Raw genomic sequence first — 14,483 nt, 5'->3', positions numbered from 1 at the left:
GGGTGCCGTGCGGTGCGGCGTGATGCCGCCGGCACCTCGGGCCGTGCGGCGCGGTCAGGCGCCGGCCTGCTCCATGCGCCGGCGCAGACTGGCCGGCCGCAGGTCCGTCCAGACCTCCTCGATCCGCTGGAGGCAGTCCTGCCTGGAGCCCTCGGTGCCCTCGGCCTGCCAGCCGTCCGGCAGTTCCCGGCCCGCGTCCCAGATCGAGTACTGCTCCTCGTCGTTCAGGACGACCCGGTAGGTACGGTGGTCGGTCTGCTCGTCAGCCATGACGGTGTCCCTTCGGTGGTCGGATGCTCGCCCAGCCTCCGACGCCGACCTATACCGGGGCTCTTATCGGCTCTCTTTTGTCCCGGCGGGCGCGACGGCCCGAGCCGCGGGAAGACAGCACACGGCCCGGTCCCGACGGGGGTTTCGGGACCGGGCCGTGTGGTCCGGGGTGGTGCGGTGTGTGCCGGGAGTGCCGGGAGTGCCGGGTGGCCTACTCGCGGGCCCCGATCAGCTGCACCGCGCGGGCCCGCAGCGCCGCACCGACCGGCAGGACGGTGCCGAGGAGCGCCAGCAGGGTGGAGACCACCGCGACGCCCGTGACGACGGCGTACGGAACGACTATCGGGGTGGTGCCGAAGAGCTGGAACAGGGCTCCCCACAGGCCGGCCAGGTTGACGGCGGTCGCGGCCAGCGCCAGCACCACACCGATCGCCGACACGAGGAGGGACTCGGCGACGAAGAACCGCAGCACCTGCCTCGGCGTGGCGCCCGCGGTCCGCAGGACCGCCAGGTCGCGCCGGCGGTCCGCGGTGGCCATCAGCAGCGTGTTGAGGATGGCGATGAAGCAGAACATCATGATGATCACCGCGGTGGAGCGCTGCCGTACCTCGTTCAGGTGCCGGGCGTAGGCGGCCTCGGAGGCGACCAGTTCGTCCCGGGACATGAAGGTCGCGCCGCTGCCCTCGACCGCCTCGCGGACGGCGGCGGTCGCCGCCGCCCGGTCGGTGCCCTCGTCCAGCGTGATGTACGCGCGGCGGGCCAGGCCGTCGCGTGCGAACAGCGCGGTGTCGGCGAACCGTTGCGGCAGGTAGGCCACGTCCTCGCCGCGCAGCGCCTCGTACACGGCGGCCACCTTCAGCTTCTGGGTGCTGCCGTCGGCCATCAGTACGGTCTGGACGGAGCCGACGTCCATGTGCCACAGGTCGGCGACGGCCATGCTGTTCGCGTCGAGGTCGTCGAGGGAGCCCTCGACGACCTTGAGGTCCATGGTCCGCTTCAGCGCCTCGGGGTCGACGACCAGGCCGTCGTTCTCGTCGTAGCGGTCCTCGTCCTTCCAGTAGACCGTGGTGAGCAGCGGTGCGGCGATCTTCACGCCGGGCACCTCGGCGACCCGGTCGACCACCTCGGTGCTGATGCCGGGGGTGTCGTCGGGGGCGAGGGCGTAGTCGGAGACGATCCGGTTCCGCAGGCCGCTGTCCCGGGCCGCGCCCAGCGAGTCGGTGGCGGCGAGCAGGGAGAACGCGAGGCCGACGGTGAGCAGCACCGGCGCGGCCGTCGCCGCGGTCCGGCGGCGGGCGGTCAGCGCGCTCTGCCGGACCAGCATCGCCGTGGGGCCGTTCGCCCGCCGCCAGGGCCACATCAGCAGCCGGGCCAGTGGACCGACGGCCATCGGGGCGAGGACGGCCGCCGCCAGCACCGGCACCATCAGCGAGACCACGTACACCGTGGGCGAGAGCACCGTCACCGGGGAGCCGGTGGCGATCCAGGCGGTCCAGCCGACGCCGCCGAGCAGGGCCACGGCACCGAGCAGGGCGCGGCCGGGGGTGACGCCCGTATCGTCGACGGCGGCCTCCCGCAGCGCTTCGACGGGCTGGACGGAGCCGGCCCGGCGGGCCGCCGCGGCCGCACCGCCGACCGACACCAGCAGCCCGACCAGGAAGGCGGCGGCGAGCGGCGCGAGCACGGTCCAGTGCAGGGACGGGGTGACGGTGAACCAGTCCGGCGACACTCCCATGGAGATCAGCATGTCGGCGAGGAGCTGCGCCCCGAACAGGCCGAGGGCCGTGCCCGCCGCGGCGGCGAGGCCGCCGACCAGGAGAGCCTCGTTGCGGACCATCTTCCGCACCTGCTTGGGGGTGGCGCCGACCGCGCGGAGCAGGGCGACCTCCCTGCGGCGCTGGACGACCGCGAAGGCGAAGGTGGACGCGACCACGAAGACGGCGGTGGTCCCGGCGACGCTCGCCATCACCGGCACCAGCGTGATCGTGTTGTCCAGGGTCTCGCGGTCCTCGGCCTCGCTGGCGTCGGCCTTGTGCCGGTCCTGGCCGGTGAGGACGTCGGCCCGCTCGCCGACGGCGTCCCGGACCGCGTCCGCGGGGCCGAGCGCGACCAGCGAGTCGATCCGCGGGGAGAGCCGCGCGGCCTCCGCCTCGGAGAAGAAGACGGCGTCCTCGTAGCCGACGGGGTCGACGGTGCCGCTGACGGTGTACGTCCGCACGGTGGACGCCGTCAGTACGGTCACCTCGTCGCCGGTGCGGGCCTGGTCGGAGGGGACCACGACCTGCCCGTCCGACGTCGGCGCGGCACCGTCGGTGAGGCGGTAGCCGCCGAAGCGGGCCACCGGCCAGGGGTGCCCCACCTGGTCCTCGGGGCCGCCGCGCAGCTGTGCGTAGAAGGCGCGGTCGACCACGGTCTCGCCGGTCGCGGCGACGCGGTCGCGCAGTTCGGTGCTCAGGCCGCGGGCCGCCTCGGGGGAGCGGACGCCCAGGTCGTGGTGGGCCGGGTCCCAGCCGTCCGACTGCGGGCGTACGACGGCGCCGGCGCCGGCGAAGCGCTCCACCGGACGGTCGGGCAGGTCGAACGCCGTCGTCACCAGCAGCCCCATGGCCGCGACCTGCGCCACGCCGAGGACCAGGGCGACCACCGTGCCGAGGAAGGAGACCCAGCGCGCCCGCAGGGTCTGCAAGGCCACCCGGATCACGACGACACCCCCAGGTGCGTCATGCGCGCGGCGACGCCCTCGGCGGTCGGCTGGAGCAGCTCACCGACGAGACCGCCGTCGGCGAGGAACAGCACGCGGTCCGCGTAGGCGGCGACGTTCGGGTCGTGGGTGACCATCACGATGGTGGTGGTCACCGGGTGCGCGGTGCCGGGGCCGCCGGGGATGCCGGGGCCGCCCGGAGAGCCGACGCCCGGCCCCGTCAGCGCGCGCAGCGTGTCGAGGAGTTCACGTCCCGTGGACAGGTCGAGGGCCCCGGTCGGCTCGTCCGCGAAGAGCACGGCGGGGCGGGCCACCAGGGCACGCGCGATGGCCACCCGCTGCTGCTGTCCGCCGGACAGCTGGCTGGGCCGGCTGCCGGCCTTCTTCTCCAGGCCGACCTGGGCGAGCGCCTGCCGGACCGCGCCGCGCGGGGGCCTGCGCCCCGCCAGCCGCATCGGCAGCGCCACGTTCTGCTCGGCCGTCAGCGAGGGCAGCAGGTTGAAGGACTGGAAGATGAACCCGGTGGAGGCGCGGCGCAGTTCGGTGAGCCGGGTCTCGTTCAGACCCGAGGTGTCCTGGCCGTCGATGAACACCCGGCCCGAGGTGGGCCGGTCCAGCCCGGCCGCGCACTGGAGCAGGGTGGACTTGCCGGACCCCGAGGGCCCCATGATCGCGGTGAAGCTGCCCCGGGAGAAGGACAGGCTGGTGTCGCGCAAGGCGCTCACGGCACTGTCGCCGGACCCGTAGGTCTTGGTGAGCGACTCCAGCCGCACTGCGTCATCCATCGGTTCTCCGCGCTTCGTGGTTGAGGGGATCGGCCGGTGTCCCGTCCGGGACGGAGGCCGGCGCGGGCGCGTCCGGGGCCGGCAGCGCCGCCGGCTCCGACGGGGAGTGGCCCGCGTCGAGTGGTTCCATGCTGTCCGCGCGGTCCTCGAGGGCCGCGCCGGCTCTGCTGAACACGACGGCGGCCACCAGGGCCAGCACAGCCATCACCGCCGACAGCACCACGACGGTGTGGCGGCTGCCGACCGCCTCCAGCAGGTATCCCGTACCGAGCGCGCCGAGCGAACTCGCCCCCGACACCAGGAGCATGACGACACTGCCCACCCGCCCCTGCATGTCGTTGGGGGTGATGCGCACCTGGTAAGACATGCCGGAGACCGTAACAGTGGCTCCTATAAACGACGTTATGAAGAACAATGCGCCAAGTGCCGGTGCTTGCCGGAAAAACACCGCTGTGGGCATGACCACGGCCCACGCGGTGTGCGCGAGGACCATGATCTGCCGCATGGCCAGCCGCCGGTTCAGCCAGCCGCCGGACAGCGCCCCGCACAGCCCGCCCATGCCGCCCGCCGCCATGATCAGCCCGATGGTGCCGGCCGCCCCGCCGTCCTCCCTGATCACCACGGCCACCGTCAGGATCAGCCCCTGGAACACCAGGTTGCTGACCGAGATGATCAGCAGCGCGGTCCTGAAGTAGGCCCGCCCCCACACCCACGTGAGCCCGGCCGCGACCTCGGAACGCATCCGGCGACCGGCACCCGGCCGGCGGGGCGGCTGCCGCTCGCCCCGCAGCTTCACCAGCGTCACCAGCGAACCCACGTAGAGCGCCACACTGGTCAGGAACGGCACCCACGCCGACAGACCGAACATCGCCCCGCTCGTGGGGTGCCCGACGAAGTTGACGCCGCGGGAGCGGGCCTCGTTGGTGGCCATCGCCGCGCCCAGCTGCCGTGAGGGCACCACGTGGCGCACCATGGCCCGTTCCGACAGCTGGTAGAAGACGGTCATGCTGCTCTGCACGAACGCCACGAGGGCGATGTGCCACACCCACACCGTGTCCCCCAGCAGGGAGACGGCGACCGTCGCCACCGCGACCATCCGCACCACGACGCACACCATCATGACGCGCCGCCGGTTCAGCCGGTCCACCAGGACCCCGGCGGGCAGCTGCACGAGCAGCGCCGGCAGGAGCCCCGCGAACCCGACGATGCCGGCGGCGCTCTCCGACCTGGTGTGCCAGAGCACCAGCAGGGTGAAGGCCATCCCGGAGCAGCGCTCCGCCATCACCGACATCGCCGAGCCGGTCCACAGCAGCCGGAAGTCCCGGTAGCTGCGCAGCGACGGCAGCTTGTGCCTGCCCCCTCCGCCGGAGCGGGCTTTGCGCTTTCGTCTCATGAACGGACGGCCCGGCACCATTCGAGGACCGCCATGGCGCTGTGCAGCTTGTGCGTGGCCTGGGCGAACGCCAGGCTCGCGGGTCCGTCCAGCACCTCCGCGGTGACCTCCTCGCCCCGGTGCGCGGGCAGGTCGTGGAGGAACACCGCGTCCGGGCTGGTCTCCCACAGCGCCCCGGACACCTGGAACGGGGCGAACACGGTGCGCCAGTCCGCGTCCGGCTTGCTGGTGCCGGTGGTCTGCCAGCGGGTGGTGTACACGACGTCGAACCCGGCGGGCAGGGACGCCATGTCGTGCTGCTCGGACAGTTTCGCCCCGCTGCGCGCCGCCTGCTCGCCGGCGGTGGCCAGGACGTCCGCCGCCAGGCCGTACCCGGGCGGGGTGCGCAGCTCCAGCTCGGTGCCCGGGAAGCGGGTCAGGGCCAGCGCCAGCGCGGCGGCACTGTTGTTGCCCTCGCCCACGTACAGCACCCGCAGGCCCTCGACGCGGCCGAAGTGACAGTACAGGGTGGTGAGATCGGTGAGCCCCTGCGTCGGGTGCTCCTCCGCGGTCATCGCGTTCACCACCGACATCGGCCCGGCCGCTGCCCAGGAGCGCAGTTCCGCCGTCGCGTCCGACGTCCTGGCCACCAGCATGTCCAGCATGCCGGAGAGCACCCGGCCGGTGTCCTCGGTGGTCTCGCCGGTGTTCAGCTGGAGGTCGCCGGGCCCGAAGGTCACCGTCTGCGCGCCGAGCCGCAGCGCCCCCGTGGTGAAGGCGGTACGGGTGCGGGTCGAGGTGCGCCGGAAGTAGACGCCGACCACCTCGCCCCGCAGCGGATCGGCGACCGCCCCGGCGGCGAACTCCGCCCCGCGGGCGACCAGCGTGCGCAGGTCCTCGTCGGTCAGATCGGTCAGTGAGATGAGGTGACGCATGCCAACGTCCTTCGCTCTTCGGTCAGTGGGATTCGGCGAGCTGCGCGTCGATCTCGGCCCGGACGCGGTCCTCGATCTCCACGGCGATCTGCGCGATGGTCGGCCGCTCGAAGACGACCCGGATCGGCAGGTCGAGGTCGAAGTCCTGCTGCAACCGCGAGACCAGGCGTACGGCGAGGATGGAGTGTCCGCCGATGTCGAAGAAGCCGTCGTGAACGCCGGCGCTCTTGCCGAGCAGATCGGTCCAGATGGCGGCGATGCGTTCTTCGGTGGGGGTGCGGGGGGCGATGTAGGTGTCGGTGGCGGTGTCGTCGGGGGTGGGCAGGGCGCGGCGGTCGAGTTTGCCGTTGGCCGTCAGCGGGATCGCGTCCAGCTGTATGAAGTGGGACGGGATCATGTATTCGGGGAGGGCGTCGGTCAGGTCGGGGGTTTCGCCGACGATGTAGGCGATCAGCCTCTGGTCGCCCTCGGAGACGATGACTGCGGCGTCGGTGATGCCGGGCTGGGCGATGAGGGCGGCGCGGACTTCGCCGAGTTCGATGCGGTAGCCGCGGATCTTGACCTGGTCGTCGATGCGGCCGAGGAATTCGACGGCTCCGTCGTGCCGCCAGCGTGCGAGGTCTCCGGTGCGGTACATCCGGCTGCCTGCCGGACCGTAGACGTCCGGGACGAACTTGTCCGCGGTGCGGGCCGGGTCTCCCGCGTAACCCCGGGCCACACCCGTGCCGCCCACGAACAGCTCACCGACCGCGCCCACCGGCACCGGACGGAGGTGGGCGTCCAGGACGCGCATGGTCATGTTGGGCAGGGGGCGGCCGATGGGTACGACGCCGTCGAAGGCCTCCGTGAGTGGGAAGACGCTGGTGCCGACGGTGGTTTCGGTCGGTCCGTATTCGTTGAGGACCGCTCCGTCGCCGAGGACCCGGCGCCAGCGTTCGACGAGGGCGCCCGGAAGTGCTTCACCGGCGACGACGATCTTGCCGGCCAGGGTGGAGATCTCGTCGTCCGCCAGCTGGCCGGAGAGGATTTCGAGGTGGCCGGGGGTGAGTTTGATGAAGGAGAAGGGGCCCGTCTTGGTCAGGGCCGACCCGAGGTCGGTGAGTTCGCCGTTGTGGAGCCAGGTGCGTTGTCCGGCGGCGAGGGGTGCCCACAGGTTGGGGACGACGAGGTCGAAGGCGACGGACGAGAAGACGGGTGCGCCGCCGGAGCCGGCCGAGGTCAGTTCCCGTACGGCCCAGTCGACATGATTGGCCAGGTTGCGGTGGGTGACCTGGACGCCCTTGGGGCGGCCCGTGGAGCCGGAGGTGAACACGGTGTAGGCGACCGTGTCCAGGTCCAGGGGCACGTCGGGTGCCGACTGGGGCAGATATGAGAAGTCGTCCTCGACCCGCACCGCCGGCACCACGAACCGGTCGGCATACGCGGCGGACGTGACCGCCACCTGCACACCGGCGTCCGTGACCATGTCGGCGATGCGTCCGGCGGGCAGGACGGGGTCCATGGGGACGTAGCCGGCTCCCGCGCGCCAGACCGCGAGCAGTGCCACGATCAGATCGGCCGACCGGTCCAGCAGGACCGCCACCGACGACTCGGGCCCCACGCCGGCCTCCCGCAGCCGGTGGGCCAGACGATTCGCGCGGGCGTCCAGCTCCGCGTACGACACCGTCTCACCGTCCGACTCCACGGCCACCGCGTCCGGGCGTCGCTCGACCTGCTCGGCGATCAACTCCGGCACGGATCGCTGCGGTACCGGCACCCCGGAGTCGTTCCAGAGGCGGAGCAGCCGGTGTTCGTGGACGGTGGTGAGGTCGATCGCGGAGAGCGGGGTGCCGGGAGCGTCGACGACGGCCTGGACGAGGCGGACGAAGTGGTCGGCCATGCGCTCCACCGTCGTGTGCTCGAAGAGCGAGGTCGCGTACTCGAAGGCCCCGGTGAGGGACCCGTCGGAGTGTCGCCAGACGAACAGGGTGAGGTCGGTCTTGGCCACCCGCCAGGCCCCCTGGAAGGCGTCCATGAGGACATCGTCGGCGGCCACCATGGTCGCGCCCTCGTCCTGGAGGTCGAAGGCCACCTGGTAGAGCGGGGTGCGGGACAGGTCCCGGACCGGCTGGAGCTCGTCCACCAGCCGCTCGAAGGGCAGTTCCTGGTGGGCGAAGCCGGAGAGCACGGTGTCCTTGGTGCGGGCGAGCAGTTCGGCGAAGGTCGGGTCGCCGGTCAGGTCGCAGCGCAGCACGAGGGAGTTCAGGAAGAAGCCCACGGTGTCCTGGGTCTCCGGGCGCAGCCGGCCGGTCACCGGGCTGCCGACGCCGAAGTCGTCCTGACCGCTGTAGCGGGCCAGCAGCGCCGAGAAGGCGGCGAGCAGGGCGGCGTACGGTGTGGCCCCGTGCTGCCGGCCGAGGCCGCTGAGGGCGTCCGCCAGACCGGCGGGCACGGAGAACCGTACGCCCTGGCCGTATCCGTCGCGGTTGGCCGGGCGGGGCCGGTCCGTGCGCAGCTGCAGTTCGGGCATGCCGCGCAGCGCGGACTTCCAGTAGTCGAGTTCGCGGTCCAGGACGGCGTCGTCGGAGCGGGCCGCCTGCCAGGCCGCGTAGTCGCCGTACTGCACGACCGGTGCGGGCAGTTCGTGCGGGCGGTTCGCCGCGGCCGCCGCGCACAGCTCGCGGATCTCCCGCTCCAGCACGACCGTCGACCAGCCGTCGCTGGCGATGTGGTGGACGGTGACGAGCAGGACGGGGCCGCCGAGCGGAACCCGCACCAGCATGGCGCGCCACAACGGTCCCTCGGTCAGGTCGAAGCCGCGGCGGAACTGTTCGTCGAAGAGCCGTTCCAGCCGCGCCTCGCCGGCGTCCTCGACGCGGAGTTCGACGGGTCGTGCGTCGACGACGACCTGGCGGGGTTCCTCGCCCTGGAGGACGTAGCGGGTGCGCAGGGCCTCGTGGCGCCGCTCCAGGGTGTCGAGGACGGTGCGGACGGTGGCCTCGGTGGTTCCGGCGGGCAGCCGCAGGAACAGCGGGGCGACCCACTCGGGGCTGCCGGGGTGCATGCGGTCCAGGAACCACAGGCGGTGCTGGCCGAAGGAGAGAGGCAGCGGCACGCCCCGGTCGACCGGCACCACCTCGGGCACGGACGGCCGGGACTCCTCGATGAGCCGGGCCTGAGCCTCCACGGTGGACGCGCCGAACAGGCCGCGCAGCTGGACGTCGTCGCCGGACGCCTTGGTGAGGGCGACGGCCAGGCGGGTCAGGACGAGGGAGGAACCGCCCAGGGCGAAGAAGTCGTCGTGCACGCCGACGTTCTCCACCTGGAGAAGCTGCTCCCACACGTCGGCGACGAGCCGTTCCGCGGGGGTGCGGGGTGCCACCGACGCGGCCGTGCCACCGGGCGCGGCGCTCTCGCGGGCGGCCGGGTCGGGCAGGGCGGACCGGTCGACCTTGCCGTTGGCCGTCAGCGGGAAGGCGTCCATGGGCACGAACTGGGCGGGGATCATCGACTCGGGCAGCCGCCGCCGCAGGAAGCCGCGCAGTTCGTCGCGCGGGATGCGGCGGCCCGCCACCAGGTGGGCCACGAGCCGGGTGCCCGTGGCGGCGGTGTACGCCCCGACGACGGCCCCGCGCACATCGGGGTGGGCGTGGAGGGCGGCCTCGACCTCGGCCGGTTCGATGCGGACGCCGTTGACCTTCACCTGGTGGTCGACGCGGCCCAGGTAGGCGAGGCTGCCGTCGGAGCGCCAGCGGGCCAGGTCGCCGGTACGGTACATGCGGCCGCCGTCGCCGCTGTGCGGGTCGGGCAGGAAGCGCTCCGCGGTCTGTGCCGGGCGCCCGGCGTAGCCGCGGGCGAGGCCGGTGCCCGCGGCGTACACCTCCCCGACGACGCCGATGGGCACGGGGTCGAACTCCTCGTCCAGCACGTAGACGCGCAGTCCGTCGAGGGGACGGCCGATGGGCACGGCCTCCGTGTGGAGCGCCGGGTCGAATTCCTGGGCGGTGACGTCGACGGAGCACTCGGTGGGCCCGTACGTGTTCCACACCGTGGCGCCGGTGGGCTCGCTCAGGCGGCGGCACAGCTCGGCGTCCAGGGCCTCGCCGGCCGAGAACACCATCCGCAGGCCGGTGCACTGGGCCCAGCCGGGTTCCCCGGTGAGCAGCCGCAGCACCGACGGGACGCCCTGCAGCACGGTGACCCGCTGCTCGGCGAGGGTGCGCACCAGCAGCGCCGGGTCGGACTCGGCACCCGGCGGCGCCATCACCACGGTGCCGCCCGCGACGAGCGGAGCGAACAGCTCCAGGGCGGCGGCGTCGAAGGTGAGGACCGTCTTCATCACCATCCGGTCGTCCGCCCCGAGGCCTTGTCCGGTCACCGTCCAGGACACCCGGTTGGCGATGCCGGCGTGCTCCACCAGCACCCCCTTGGGGCGGCCGGTGGAGCCGGACGTGTAGGCGAGGTAGGCGGCGTTCGCGGGGTCGGCGGCGGGCAGCTCGGGCGCCGTGTCCGGCCGGCCGTCCAAGCCGGTCTCCGGGGCGTCGAGGAGCAGTACGGCGCTCTCGTCCAGCCCCGTCGGCACCGTGCCGCGTGCCGCCAGGACCAGCCGGGCGCCGCTGTCCTCGACCATCCACGCGGTCCGCTCCTCGGGGTGGGCGGCGTCCAGCGGGACGTAGGCGGCGCCCGCCTTCCACACGCCGAGGAGTACGGCGGGCAGGTCCCGCCGCCGGGGGAGACTGACCGCGACCCGATCCTCCGGGGCGACGCCCCGGTCCCCGAGCAGCCGCGCGACGCGGTTCGCGTGCCGGTCCAGCTGCTCGTACGTCATCGTCCCCTGGGCGTCGTCGACCGCGATGGCGTGGGGGGTACGGGCGGCTTGACGGGAGATCAGTTCGTGCAGCGGGACAGACATCTCTTCTCCAGAGGTGTTGATCAGGTGCGGGTCTGCGGTGCGGGGACGGCCCCTCCGTCAGGACCGTCCCTACGGCGTAGGGCGCCCTACGGCGTACGGCGCCCTACGGCGTACGACCGGGCAGGAAGCCCTCGACGGAGGTGCCGATGCCGCGCGCGCGTGCTTCGTCGCGGACGAAGCGGGCCAGCGCCAGGTCCAGCACGCCCAGGCCGAACGGGGAGAACACCACCGGCCTGCCGTCCCGGGGCACGGGTGCGGCGGTGCCCTTCAGCAGCGCGCCGATGGAGGCGTGGATGAAGTCCCGGCCGCCGGTGTGCTCCTGCGCCAGGTGCGGTGAGGTCTTCTCGCGGCACACGTGGTCGGGATCGTCGACGACGTTGTGGGAGCCGAGGATCGCGGGCACGGTCAGGTCGCGCAGCGAGACGTGCAGGACGACGGTGTCCGGCGGGCAGGCGTCGAGACCGGTGTGCGGGGTGGCGGCGGTGGTCGCGAAGGACACCAGGTCGTGCGCGGCCAGGGCCTCGTCGAGGCTGCCGCAGTGCCGTACCCGGGCGCCGGGCAGCAGCCGGGCGTGGTCGGCGGTGAAGCGGGCGGCGCGCTCCGGGTCCGTGTCGTACACGGCGAGCGAGTCGAGGTGCGGGTGGACGACCGCGAGGAAGCGCAGCACCTCGCGGTTGATGACGCCGGTGCCGACGAGGGTGACGCCGGTGGGCCGGCGCCCGTCGAGCAGGAGCCGGGAGGCGAGCGCGGCGGAGGCGGCGGTGCGCCGGGCGGAGATGAGGGACCCCTCGATCAGGGCCTCGGGGTGCCCGGTCTCCAGGGAGTTCAGCAGGATCGCGGCGCTGGCGCGCTCGTGGCCGCCAGCGACGTTGCCCGGGAAGGACGAGATCCACTTCATGCCGGCGACCTCACCGCCCCGTGCCGTGTCGCCGGCGGCCGTGCCGAGATAGCCGGGGAGGCCGATGATGCGGTCGCGGGGCCGGTCGGGAAAGCGCAGGAAGACGGAGTGCGGCAGTACGGTGCGCCCCTCGTCGTGGCGCTCGTAGGCGTCGGCGACGAGGTCCACGACCTCCTTCTCGCGCCCGGTCAGGAGCCCGGCCACTTGCCCGTGCTTGATGATCAGCATGCGCCCACCGCCATGTAGAGATCGGGTTCCTGCCACAGATGGGAGACCTCTCCGAAGTGGGCGCGCACCCAGTCGTCGGAGTAGATCGAGTCGAGGTACCGGTCGCCCCGGTCGGGGAAGACCAGTACGACGTTGCGGCCGGCCGGGATGCGGGCCGCGAACTTGCCGAGCGCGGCGGTGACCGCGCCCGAGGAGCCGCCGGCGAGGATGGCCTCGCGGTCGGTGAGGGTGCGGCAGCCGACCACGCAGTCCAGGTCGGAGACGTGCACCACCTCGTCGGCCAGCGTCGGGTCGAAGAGGGCGGGCCGCACGGCCGCCCCGTGACCGGGCAGCAGCCGCGGCCCGGACGCCCCGCCGAACAGCACGCTGCCCAGCGCGTCCACCCCCACCAGGGTGGTGGGCAGCCGGTGTTCGCGGATGTAGCGGGCGCAGCCGGTGAGGGTGCCGCCGGTGCCCGTGGAGCAGAAGAGGTAGTCGACGCGGCCGTCCAGGGCCTCGGCGATCTCCCGCATGGTCCGCTCGTGCGCCAGCGGGTTGAGGGGATTGGCGTACTGGTTGGGCCAGTAGGCTCCGGGGACGGTCGCGACGAGTTCCCGCACCCGCTTGATGCGCGTCGGCAGGTAGGCGCGCGTCTCGGGGTCGACCTCGGTGACCAGGTCGACCGTGACGCCGTAGGCCCGCAGGATCGCCAGGTTCTGCTCGGTGGTCTTCGGGTCGACGACGCAGATGAAGTCGATGCCGAAGTACCGGCAGATCTGCGCCATGCCGATGGCGAGGTTGCCGGAGCTGGACTCCACCACCGTGGAGCGGCCCGGCACCAGGTCACCGCCGCGGATGCGGCCCAGCAGCATGGAGAGCGCGGACCGGTCCTTGACGCTGCCTCCCGGGTTGAACGCCTCCAGCTTGGCGAAGACGCGGGAGCCGAACCGGGGCAGCAGGCCGGTGAGTTCCACCAGCGGCGTGTCGCCGACGCCGTCGAGGATGCCGTGGAGCACGGGAGCGCTCATGAGGCGGCGCCGGGGTGGCCGCCGAGGGCGAGCAGGGCCCGCTTGTCGTCGCCGTCGGTGAGCCGGACGCGGCCCAGGGGGCGGTCCGCGTCGTCTACGGCGGCCGCGAGGAACCGCTCGTACTGGTCGAAAAGCCGCTCCATGGTGGCCCGTTCGAACAGTGCCGTGTCGTAGCGCAGGGCGATCGTGAGGCCCCGTGCGTCACGGGTGACCTCCAGCGACACGTCGCACTGGCCCTCCAGGTGCGGGATCTCCAGATAGGTGACGGTGAGGCCGCCCACCCGCATCGGCACTCCGGCGGCGGCGGCCTCCATCCCGCCGTCGAAACGCTCGGTGGAGACCATCGTCATGGCGATCCGGTACAGCGGCCCGCCGTCACCCGCCTCCCGGGCGACCAGCGGGAACGGGTAGGAGGCGCGTGCGGTGGCCTGCCGGACCCGCTCCGCGGCACGGTCGACGACCTCGCCCAGCGTGGCGTCCCCGCTGATCTCCGCGCGCACCAGCACCGGGTTGACGTAGTACCCGACGACCTCGCGGGCCGCGGAGCGGCGCACGGACGCCGGGCAGGCGACGAGGAAGTCCCGCATGCCCGTCCAGCGGTTCACCAGGCCCTGCAGCGCGCCGAGCGCCACCGCGAACTGGGAGACCTCACGGTCGGCCGCGGCGCGCCGGATGCCCTCCGAGAGCGCGTCGGGCAGCCTGCGCACCAGGCTCGTGCCCTTGCTCGCCGGTACGTCGGGACGGGGCCGGTCGGTGGGCAGTTCGGCGGCCTGCGAGCCGGCGCACTGCGCCCGCCAGAAGTCGGCCTGGAGGGCGCCGCGCGAGGAGTCCAGCAGGGTGCGCTCGGCCGCCACGAAGTGGTCGAAGTCGGTCGCCGGCGGCTCCAGTCGCGGCTCCCGGCCCTCGGCGAGCTCCGCGTAGGCGGCGAGCAGGTCGCGCCAGAGCAGCCACTGGGACAGGGCGTCGGTGGCGATGTGGTGGGTGACGACGAGGGCCACGGCGTCCTGCGCGCGCCGCAGCAGCACGGCCCGGAAGGGGCCTTCGTCGGTCAGGCGGAACGGCGCGGCGACCTCCGCGTCCACCGCCCGGCGCAGCTCCTCGTCGTCGGCTCCGCGCATCTCGCGGACGGTCAGGCGGCCGGTCTCGCCGGGCGGCAGGACCCGGCGGCGCGGGCCGTGCTCGGTGTCCGCGTACACCGAGCGGAGCATGGGGTGCCGCTCGGTGACCGCGTCCACGGCCCGTGCCAGGATCTCGGGGTCGGGCGCCGGCTCCATGCGGACACCTCCCGCGAGGTGGTAGGTGGAGCTGTCGGGGGCCAGACTGTGCAGCAGCCACAGTCCTTCCTGGCCCACCGAGAGGGGCAGCGTCCCGTCCCCGGGGTCCGTGTGGGTCATGG

Annotated in this window: 9 protein-coding genes; all 9 read right to left on the bottom strand. The window is 73.2% G+C overall.

Annotated elements, in window-relative coordinates:
- Positions 1-54: 54 nt before the first annotated feature.
- The 9 genes from M6G08_RS05800 to M6G08_RS05760 all read right to left on the bottom strand — a co-directional run bounded on the left by M6G08_RS05800 (position 55) and on the right by M6G08_RS05760 (position 14,481).
- A complete protein-coding gene (locus tag M6G08_RS05800; protein ID WP_219189045.1) occupies positions 55-270 on the bottom strand; it encodes an MbtH family protein in 216 nt (71 codons plus the stop codon).
- A 211-nt stretch (positions 271-481) separates the two neighbouring features.
- Entirely contained in the window at positions 482-2,962 is a 2,481-nt protein-coding gene (locus tag M6G08_RS05795) for an ABC transporter permease (protein WP_272586112.1), read from the bottom strand.
- Positions 2,963-2,967: 5 nt separating this feature from the next.
- Positions 2,968-3,756: an ABC transporter ATP-binding protein gene (locus tag M6G08_RS05790; RefSeq protein WP_272586111.1), complete on the bottom strand. Its 789-nt coding sequence runs from the start codon at positions 3,754-3,756 to the stop codon at positions 2,968-2,970.
- Entirely contained in the window at positions 3,749-5,149 is a 1,401-nt protein-coding gene (locus M6G08_RS05785) for an MFS transporter (RefSeq protein WP_272586110.1), read from the bottom strand. The genes M6G08_RS05790 and M6G08_RS05785 overlap by 8 nt, the downstream gene beginning before the upstream one ends.
- Positions 5,146-6,063: an ornithine carbamoyltransferase gene (locus tag M6G08_RS05780; protein WP_272586109.1), complete on the bottom strand. Its 918-nt coding sequence runs from the start codon at positions 6,061-6,063 to the stop codon at positions 5,146-5,148. The genes M6G08_RS05785 and M6G08_RS05780 overlap by 4 nt, the downstream gene beginning before the upstream one ends.
- Before the next feature lie 22 nt (positions 6,064-6,085).
- Positions 6,086-10,954 (bottom strand): non-ribosomal peptide synthetase, encoded by a 4,869-nt coding sequence (locus M6G08_RS05775; RefSeq protein WP_272586108.1) that lies wholly within the window; start codon positions 10,952-10,954, stop codon positions 6,086-6,088.
- A 103-nt stretch (positions 10,955-11,057) separates the two neighbouring features.
- Positions 11,058-12,080: a 2,3-diaminopropionate biosynthesis protein SbnB gene (gene sbnB, locus M6G08_RS05770; protein ID WP_272586107.1), complete on the bottom strand. Its 1,023-nt coding sequence runs from the start codon at positions 12,078-12,080 to the stop codon at positions 11,058-11,060.
- On the bottom strand, positions 12,074-13,087 hold the full coding sequence (gene sbnA, locus M6G08_RS05765; protein WP_272586106.1) for a 2,3-diaminopropionate biosynthesis protein SbnA: 1,014 nt from the start codon (positions 13,085-13,087) through the stop codon (positions 12,074-12,076). The genes sbnB and sbnA overlap by 7 nt, the downstream gene beginning before the upstream one ends.
- On the bottom strand, positions 13,084-14,481 hold the full coding sequence (locus tag M6G08_RS05760) for a condensation domain-containing protein (RefSeq protein ID WP_272586105.1): 1,398 nt from the start codon (positions 14,479-14,481) through the stop codon (positions 13,084-13,086). Before M6G08_RS05760 ends, sbnA begins: the two co-directional genes overlap by 4 nt.
- Positions 14,482-14,483: the final 2 nt, after the last annotated feature.

It is taken from the genome of Streptomyces sp. M92 (assembly GCF_028473745.1).
Classification (GTDB): Bacteria; Actinomycetota; Actinomycetes; order Streptomycetales; family Streptomycetaceae; genus Streptomyces.
The sequence above is the reverse complement of the archived record's forward strand: the minus strand, read 5'-3'. Positions and strand labels throughout refer to the sequence as shown.

Bases quoted from the DNA above. Each gene is read 5' to 3' on its own strand.
- M6G08_RS05775 (WP_272586108.1), bottom strand. From the start codon at position 10,954: ATGTCTGTCCCGCTGCACGAACTGATCTCCCGTCAAGCCGCCCGTACC.
- M6G08_RS05800 (WP_219189045.1), bottom strand. From the start codon at position 270: ATGGCTGACGAGCAGACCGACCACCGTACCTACCGGGTCGTCCTGAAC.
- M6G08_RS05790 (WP_272586111.1), bottom strand. From the start codon at position 3,756: ATGGATGACGCAGTGCGGCTGGAGTCGCTCACCAAGACCTACGGGTCC.
- sbnB (WP_272586107.1), bottom strand. From the start codon at position 12,080: ATGCTGATCATCAAGCACGGGCAAGTGGCCGGGCTCCTGACCGGGCGC.
- M6G08_RS05785 (WP_272586110.1), bottom strand. From the start codon at position 5,149: ATGAGACGAAAGCGCAAAGCCCGCTCCGGCGGAGGGGGCAGGCACAAG.
- M6G08_RS05760 (WP_272586105.1), bottom strand. From the start codon at position 14,481: ATGACCCACACGGACCCCGGGGACGGGACGCTGCCCCTCTCGGTGGGC.
- sbnA (WP_272586106.1), bottom strand. From the start codon at position 13,087: ATGAGCGCTCCCGTGCTCCACGGCATCCTCGACGGCGTCGGCGACACG.
- M6G08_RS05780 (WP_272586109.1), bottom strand. From the start codon at position 6,063: ATGCGTCACCTCATCTCACTGACCGATCTGACCGACGAGGACCTGCGC.